Raw genomic sequence first — 339 nt, 5'->3', positions numbered from 1 at the left:
GTGTACAAGGCCCGGGAACGTATTCACCGCGGCATGCTGATCCGCGATTACTAGCAACTCCAACTTCATGTGGGCGGGTTGCAGCCCACAATCTGAACTGAGAGTACTTTTCTGAGTTTGGCTCCACCTTGCGGTCTCGCGTCTCTTTGTTGTACCCATTGTAGCACGTGTGTAGCCCAGGTCGTAAGGGGCATGATGATTTGACGTCGTCCCCACCTTCCTCCGAGTTGTCCCCGGCGGTCTCGTCTGAGTCCTCAGCGCTACCTGTTAGTAACGGACGATAAGGGTTGCGCTCGTTGCGGGACTTAACCCAACATCTCACGACACGAGCTGACGACA

Annotated in this window: 1 rRNA gene; it reads right to left on the bottom strand. The window is 55.5% G+C overall.

The annotated features are described in order from the left end of the window. A 16S ribosomal RNA gene (locus WS40_RS11035) occupies window positions 1–339 on the bottom strand; the annotation flags it as partial.

Source organism: Ruminococcus sp. N15.MGS-57 (genome assembly GCF_000980385.1).
Taxonomy (GTDB): Bacteria; Bacillota; Clostridia; order Oscillospirales; family Ruminococcaceae; genus Hominimerdicola; species Hominimerdicola aceti.
This window is presented reverse-complemented; position numbering and strand designations above follow the sequence as displayed.